At 64.8% G+C, this 7,531-nt stretch carries 4 protein-coding genes; 1 reads left to right on the top strand and 3 read right to left on the bottom strand.

The genetic code is table 11. The annotated features are described in order from the left end of the window. Window positions 1-506 precede the first annotated feature (506 nt). From ABD002_RS18180 to ABD002_RS18170, 3 genes are all read right to left on the bottom strand, one after another. Window positions 507-1,808 (bottom strand): APC family permease, encoded by a 1,302-nt coding sequence (locus ABD002_RS18180; RefSeq protein ID WP_343793740.1) that lies wholly within the window; start codon window positions 1,806-1,808, stop codon window positions 507-509. Window positions 1,809-1,903: 95 nt separating this feature from the next. Beyond that, window positions 1,904-3,493: a peptide MFS transporter gene (locus ABD002_RS18175; protein ID WP_343793738.1), complete on the bottom strand. Its 1,590-nt coding sequence runs from the start codon at window positions 3,491-3,493 to the stop codon at window positions 1,904-1,906. Window positions 3,494-3,615: 122 nt separating this feature from the next. Then, on the bottom strand, window positions 3,616-5,199 hold the full coding sequence (locus ABD002_RS18170; protein WP_343793736.1) for a sulfatase family protein: 1,584 nt from the start codon (window positions 5,197-5,199) through the stop codon (window positions 3,616-3,618). 197 nt (window positions 5,200-5,396) lie between these two features. Here ABD002_RS18170 and ABD002_RS18165 point away from each other — a divergent pair, with 197 nt between their 5' ends. Then, window positions 5,397-7,454, top strand: coding sequence for a prolyl oligopeptidase family serine peptidase (locus ABD002_RS18165; protein WP_343793734.1), 2,058 nt, complete (start codon window positions 5,397-5,399; stop codon window positions 7,452-7,454). Window positions 7,455-7,531 lie beyond the last annotated feature (77 nt).

The following is a 7,531-nucleotide window of genomic DNA, read 5'->3' as shown; positions in this document are numbered from 1 at the left end:
GTGTTCGGACGTCGCGGTCGCGAACTTACCGCCACGCACAGGCGGCGGCGACATGAGTTTTCAGGTTGCACTTTCCGAGTGGTTGGTTCGGGTCGTATGCAGCCATTCCCAACGCCCCGCGCGTGCTGCAACGCATTGCTCAGCCCACCGACCGATCCGCGATCAGGGCCGATCGTCAGCTATCGAGCGCCACGACGTCAGCCTCGCTCAAGCGCGCAGGGTCGGCGATGATCTCGATCCCGACGATCTTCCCACGTTCGATGGTGAACGGGAACGCGACCCGCGGCGTTGCATCCGGGGCCACATGGCGCCCATTGCGCCGTTGACGAGCGCCGCCTGCGCGAACCGGGCGCGTCCCAAGAAGGTGTCCGCCACGGCGGCCGCACCGCGGACCTCCGGTGCGAGCTTCGGTGCACCTACACCCTGCCTCGATGCGCTCGCCAGCACGGCGACGGCGTCGGCACGCAGGACGACGTCAGGATCGAGCACCGAAAGCAGACGCGCCTTCATTGCCGGGCCAGCGCACGCCAGGTCAATAGCCGATAGAGAGCGGCGCTTATGATCAGCGCCGCGATCAGGCCGAGGATTTCTGCGCGTGATGCCAGCGCGATGAGCCCCAGCATGCTGGCAATGGCGGTGACCATCGCGATCCCGAGCCAGCGAAAGTTCAGTGGTGCGCCCGCCGATGCCACGCAGCGGCGCGCAAGCTGCCAGGCCGCCGCGCAGCCAAGGATGTACGGCACCGCGACACCGAGTGTCGAGAGCACGGCAAGCTCCACGAAGGTTCCGGTCAACGCGAGGCCGATCGCCAGCGTCGCGTAGCAGGCAATCGCGACGTGAGGTGCGTGACTGCGCGGGTGCACGCGCCCGAGCACGCGCGGCATCAGACCGTCGCGCGCAAAGGCGAACAGCACACGCGGAGTGCCGAGGATGTCGCTGCCGAGCCAGCCGAGCATCGACAGGGCGGTTCCGGCCAGCATCAGCAGGCGCAGCGTTGGGTTGATGCGCGCCATCGCATCGGCGAGCGGCACCGTGGATTGCGCCAGTGCAGGACCGAGGACTCCCTGCGCGATGACCTGGATACCGATGTACAGCAGCGTCACCGTCAGCATCGCGATTGCCAGCGCGTGCGGAATGGTGCGTGTCGGTTGCGCCACTTCACCGCTCGCGCATAGCGCTGTCTCCATGCCGGTGAACGCGAACAGCGCGAGTATCAGCGCGCGGCCCAGGTCTGCCGTGCCGGGCTGCGCCGTCGCGGGGAAATTTTCAGAATGAATTGCGCCCGCGCCGGCGATGATGAAGATCACCAGCGGAATCAATTTCAGCACGGTCGCTGCATTGATCAACCGCACGCCGCGCGCGACACCGCCGATGTTGACGAGCGCGATGCCGCCGACCGCGCCGACGATCACCACCACCCGCGCCGGCGCACGCGTCATCGGCGGCAACAGGCTCGCCGCCACATCGGCCAAAGCCGCCGCGATGCCCCCGCAGGCGAGCAGGTCGGAAAACCACAGCATCGTGCCGGCCACGTAACCGGCGAGCGGCCCGAATGCGGTTTCGATATAGCCGTAGACGCCGCCACTGGTCGGCACGCGGCTGCCGCCCTCGGCGAAACAGATTGCGACCGATCCGATCACGACCGCGCAGACGACAAAGGCGATCGGCGCATACGAGCCGAGGGAAGCGGCGAGTGCTGCCGGCACTGCGAAAATCCCGGCGCCGACGACCACATTGATGATGCTCGCCGCGAGGCCCGCGGGCCCCACTGCGCGCACCAGGCCCGCATCGCGGCGATTCTCATCCACACCGCAACATAGCACGCGTGTCCGGTGGCGGTGAAACTACAACCCCCGGGGTAGTGCGCACGAGTTGCAAGCCGCCGCTTGCGGCGCGGGATGTGCTACCTCACCCCATGCATCCAGCGCTTGATCAACGGCGTCAGCACCAGCACGACGAGGCCGCAGCCGATGCCGATCTTTGCCGAGTACACGAACAGCTGGTCGTATTTCGCGAGCGCGTCGGCGATGTTCAAGGTCTCGCCCTCGGGAATCTCGATCGATGACAGCTTGCCGAGCGCGGCGGCGAGCACTTCCGAGTACGAGGTGCCGAGAAACCAGCCGCCCATCATCAGGCTGACCACGCGCGGCACCGACAACTCGGTGACCGCGGACAGGCCGATCGGCGACAGCAGCATCTCGCCGACCTCGAGCACGAAATACGCCAGCACGAACCACCAGATATTGGTGAGGCCGTTCGCTTGCGGATTGCGTGCGCTCCAGACCAGCACGAGGAACGACACGCCGGCCAGGATCAGGCCGTACGCGGACTTCGCCGGCTTGCTCGGGTTCCAGCCGATCTTCTCCAGGCGCGGCCACAGCCACGCGCAGATCGGTGCGAGCACGAGGATGAACAGCGCGCCGAGCGAGGTCAGCTCGCTCGCGGTCCATTCGACGCCGAGCGCGCGATGGTTCATCACGCGGTCCGAGAACAGCACCCACGAACCGTAGGTCTGCTCGTACAGCGTGAAGAAGATCAGGCAGAAGGCGATGAACGCGAGCACGACGAACATCTGCTCGCGTTCGACCTTCGTGCAGTGCGTGAACATGAACCAGAGGATGCCGCCGAGCAGGCAGGCAGTGATCAGATGCATGCCGAGAATCACCGGGCTCGGCTCGAAGATGCCGGGTACGATCACTAGGAACAGCGAGTGCGCCTGGATCAGGCCCCAGATCGCGAGCAGGCCGACGAGTGTGCCGCCGTAGATCAAGTGTTCGCGCGAGAACGGTCCGAACACACGCTCGCGCAGCTTGTCCGGTTCACGCGGCTCTGCATGACCCATCAGATGCTTCTGGCCGTACAGGAAATTCGCGAGGCCCGCGAGCATGCCGATGCCGGCGGCACCGAAACCCCAGCCCCAGCCGTAGGTCTCGCCGAGCCAGCCGCAGAGCACGCCTGATACCGTCGCGCCGATATTGATGCCCGCGTAGAACAGGCTGAAGCCGGAATCACGACGCGGATCGTTCTCCGCATAGAGCTTGCCGACGATCGTCGAGATGTTCGGCTTCAGAAACCCGACGCCCATGATGATCAGCGCCAGCGAGAAATAGAACACTTGCAACGTGCCGGCGTCGCGCGTGACCACGCCGTTCACGCTCGACGCCGGATGCCCCTCGATCGCCATGCCGAAATGGCCGAGCACCAGCAGAATGCCGCCGAACACGACCGCCTTGCGCATGCCGAGCCAGCGATCCGCGATCAGGCCGCCGATCACCGGCATCGCGTAGACGAGCCCGCCGTACGCGCCCACCAGGTTGTAGCCGTTGTCGTCACTGAACAGGTGGTACTTGGTCAGGTAGAGCAACAGCAGCGCCTTCATCCCGTAGAACGAGAAGCGCTCCCACATCTCGGTGAAGAAGCAGACGTAGAGGCCTTTCGGATGGCCAAACAATTCGTCGTGGCGCGGTATCGCCAGGGCGGCGGTCGTGGACATGGGTTTCCTGCGGATCTCATGACGAGGCGCTTGCAGCGGATGCGAGCGACTGGCGAGTTTAGCGGCTCAGTCCAAGGTGATGGACCCAGCCCTCTCTCCGGGCGACCGGTTGTCCCGGATCGCTATTCAAATCCGTCGAGGAAGATCTCGTCGGTCGTGAATTCGGCGTAGCCACAACTTGGGTAGCCGGGTTTGCCGCAGTGGCGCAACAGTGCCAACGACGTGTTCAATGCGGCGCGCTCCGCGGCATCGGCGCCACTGCTGGCGGTCAGGCTGTTCAGTTGGTACGGATCGTTGACCAGGTTGTAGTGCTCGACGCCGTACGGGTGGCCCTGGTAGCGCCAGTCGACCAGGGTGCGCTGGGCACCGCTGGCGCTGGTCTCGGTGGTGGCGGTGCGCACGGCGAGGTAGTCGGCGAAAGACACCGGTGCGCTGCCTGCATCTCGGTAGTGCTCGACGAGGAAACGTCGGCGCCAGTCGGGCGGATTGTCGGCCGTGAACAGCGGCGCCAGGCTGCGTCCGTCGCAGGTCAGGCCCGGAGTCGCGCCGCCGAGCGCAGCCAGCGTGGGTGCGAGGTCGTTGTTGAGCACCATCGCATTGCGCGCGGTGTTGGCCGGAATGCCGGGGCCGCGCAGCAGCAGTGGCACGCGGATCGATTCCTCGTAGGCGAGCACTTTGCCCACGGTGCGGTGCTCGCCATACAGCCAGCCGTTGTCCGAGGTGAAGATCAGCAGCGTGTTGTCCCAGGTGCCGGAGCTGACCAGATGCTGCTTGAGCACGCCGATCATGTCGTCAAGTGCGCGCAGCGCCTCGATGCGATGGCGGTACTGGCGGTTGAGGTTGTCGATTTTGGTGGTGGTCAGCGAAGGATATTGGGTCGCGAACCAAAAGGGCTTGTCGCTGACATCCGCCTCGTCGAACGATGGCTTGAAGGGATCGAGCTGCACGGATGAAGGCAGGGTGTTGGCGTGGCGCGGTGGTCCGCGCACGTCCCGCTCGAACGAATCGTTCGCAGGCAGGCAGAGTTCGTAGTGCGGCACCAGCGGCGCGAGATAGAGAAAAAAGGGTTGGCCGAGTGTCGCAGCATGATCGACGAAGGCGCCGGCCCGCTGCGCGATCACGTCGGTCTGGTAGTCGCTGGTCGCGCTGTGATACGTCGCCAACGTGCCGTTGACGTTGATCGAATAGTTGTACATGCAGTAGGCGCCGGCATAACCGACGCCGGCCGAACCATTGAGTTCACCGTAGTCCGGCATGCCCTGCCAGTCGTTCCAGCCCGGCGGCACGTAATGCATCCTGTCGCAGGCAGGACAGTTGCGCGGTGGCACGTAGCCGTAGCCGTTGAGGAATTTGCCGATCAGACCGGTGTGATAGCCGGCGCGCTGCAGCCAGACGTTGATCGCCTCGCGGTCATCGAACGCGGCGAAGGATCCCTCTGGCGTGGTCGAGTTGTAGGTGATGTTGAGCACGCCGTGATTGTGCGGGTACTGCCCGGTCAGGAAGGTCGCGCGCGAGGGGCAGCACAGCGGATCGGACACGAAGGACTCGTCGAAGCGCAGCCCACCGGCCTGCAGGACCGCATCGAAGTTCGGCATCAGTCCGAGATCGCGTGCGCGTTGCAGCGTCGCATTGTCGAGATCGTCGGCCATCAGCACGACGAAGTTCGGGCGCGTGGCGGCCGACACGAAGCTGCTGGCCAGCAGCAAGGCGACGAAGATGATACGGAGCAGGGCAGGGAGAGAACGTAGACCAGCGTTGCACATGGAGGCCATTGGCGCGATGTGTCGTGGCGATGAGGGCGGGACAGCCTATCAGGTCGACGTTGCAAGGATCGCTGGCGGCGGCTTTCGCGCCAGGCGACCAACGCTTACCATCACGCGTTCGACGCCCTCAGGAGAATCCGATGAAGTCGCTTGCCGCCGTCCTGGCGCTCGCCGTTGCCGCACCTGTATTCGCCGCGCCGCACCCGTTCGATGTGCACGATCTGGTGATGATGGATCGCGTCAGCGACCCCGCGTTGTCGCCGGATGGCAAGACCATCGTGCTCCAGGTCCGCGAGACCGATTACGCGGCCAACAAGGGATTGAACGGTATCTGGCTCGTGCCGGCAGCGGGTGGAAATCCGCTGCGCCTCACCGACAAGGCGCTCAACGCGACGAGTGCGCGCTGGTCCTCCGACGGCAAGAACCTGTACTTCCTCGCGCCGAAAGATGGCACCAGCCAGCTGTGGCGCATCGATGCGAAGGGGGGCGCGGCGCAACAGGCGACATCGCTCGCGCTCGACGTCAACAACTTCAGGCTGTCGCCGGACGGCGAGCACGTGCTGCTCTCGCTCGAAGTGTTCCCGGAGTGCGCCAATGACGCGGACGTGGTTGCCTGTACGGCGAAGAAGCTCAATGAGCGCAAGGCCGACAAGGCCAGCGGTACGGTCTATGACAAGATTTTCGTGCGCCACTGGGACACCTGGGCCGACGGCCGCCGCTCGCAGCTGTTCATCGCCGACCTGGGTGCCGACGGCAAGCCCGGCAAGCTGTACCTGCTGAGCCAGGGCATCGATGGCGACGTGCCGTCCAAGCCGTTCGGTGACGACAGCGAGTACGCGTTCTCGCCGGATGGCAAGACCGTGTATTTCAACGCGCGCGTCGCCGGCAAGGGCGAGCCGTGGTCGACCAACTTCGACATCTTCGCGGTTCCCGCACATGGCCCCTATGCGCCGAAGAACCTGACCGCCGACAATTCGGCCTGGGACGGCTGGCCGTTGCCCTCCGCAGACGGCAAGACGCTGTACTACCTGGCGATGAAGCGCGCGGGTTTCGAGGCCGACCGCTTCGGCATCATGGCGCTGGATCTTGCGACGGGCACGAAGCGCGAACTCGATCCGCAATGGGATCGCTCCGCGTCGGCATTGAAGGAATCCGCTGACGGCAAGTCGCTGTACACGACGACCGACGACTGGGGCGACCATGCGCTGTTCGCGGTGAACATCGCCAGCGGCAAGGCGAGCAAGCTCGTCGCCGACGGCAGCGTGATGGGCTTCGATGTCGGCAAGAAGGGCCTGGTCGTCGCACGCCAGGACTTCCAGCATCCGACGGACGTCTATACGGCTGCTGCCGATGGCAAGAGCCTCAAGCAGGTCACGCATTTCAATGCCGATCGCCTGAAGGACATCCGTTTCGGCGATGCCGAGTTCTTCACGTTCAAGGGCCACGGCGGCGATACCGTGCAGGGCTATGTGGTCAAGCCGGTCGGCTACAGGAAGGGCGAGAAATACCCGGTCGCGTTCATCATCCACGGCGGCCCGCAGGGCGCGATGACCAATGATTTCCACTACCGCTGGAATCCCGAGACCTATGCGGGGCAGGGCTTCGCGGTGGTCACGATCAACTTCCACGGCTCGACCGGTTACGGCCAGAAGTTCACCGATGCGATCTCGGGCGATTGGGGCGGCGCGCCGTTCGAGGACCTCAAGCTCGGCTGGGCCGCGGCCCAGGACAAGTACAAGTTCCTCGACGGCGATCGCGCCTGCGCGCTCGGCGCGTCCTACGGCGGCTTCATGGCGTACTGGATCGCCGGCAACTGGAACGAGCCGTGGAAGTGCATCGTCGCGCACGACGGCGTGTTCGACAGCCGCATGATGAGCTACTCGACCGAGGAGCTGTGGTTCGACGAGTGGGAGCACAACGGCAAGACGCAGTACGAGGATCCGGCTGCCTACGAGAAGTTCAACCCGGTCAACCACGTCAAGGACTGGCGCGCGCCGATGCTGGTCGTGCATAGCGACCAGGATTTCCGCATCCCGCTTGAACAGGGGCTGGCCGCGTTCACCGCGTTGCAGCGCCGCGGCATTCCGAGCGAATTCCTGCGCTTCCCGGACGAGAACCATTGGATCCTCAAGCCGCACAACAGCGTGCTCTGGCACGACACGGTGAATGCGTGGCTGAAGCAGTGGACTGCGAAGTAATCAGCAAACGTTGATTGCAGCATCATGCAAAAAACGAAAACGGCGCGCTCGGGTAGAGTGCGCCGTTTTCTTGAGTG

It is taken from the genome of Dokdonella soli (genome assembly GCF_039523175.1).
Lineage (GTDB): Bacteria > Pseudomonadota > Gammaproteobacteria > Xanthomonadales > Rhodanobacteraceae > Dokdonella_A > Dokdonella_A soli.
This window is presented reverse-complemented; position numbering and strand designations above follow the sequence as displayed.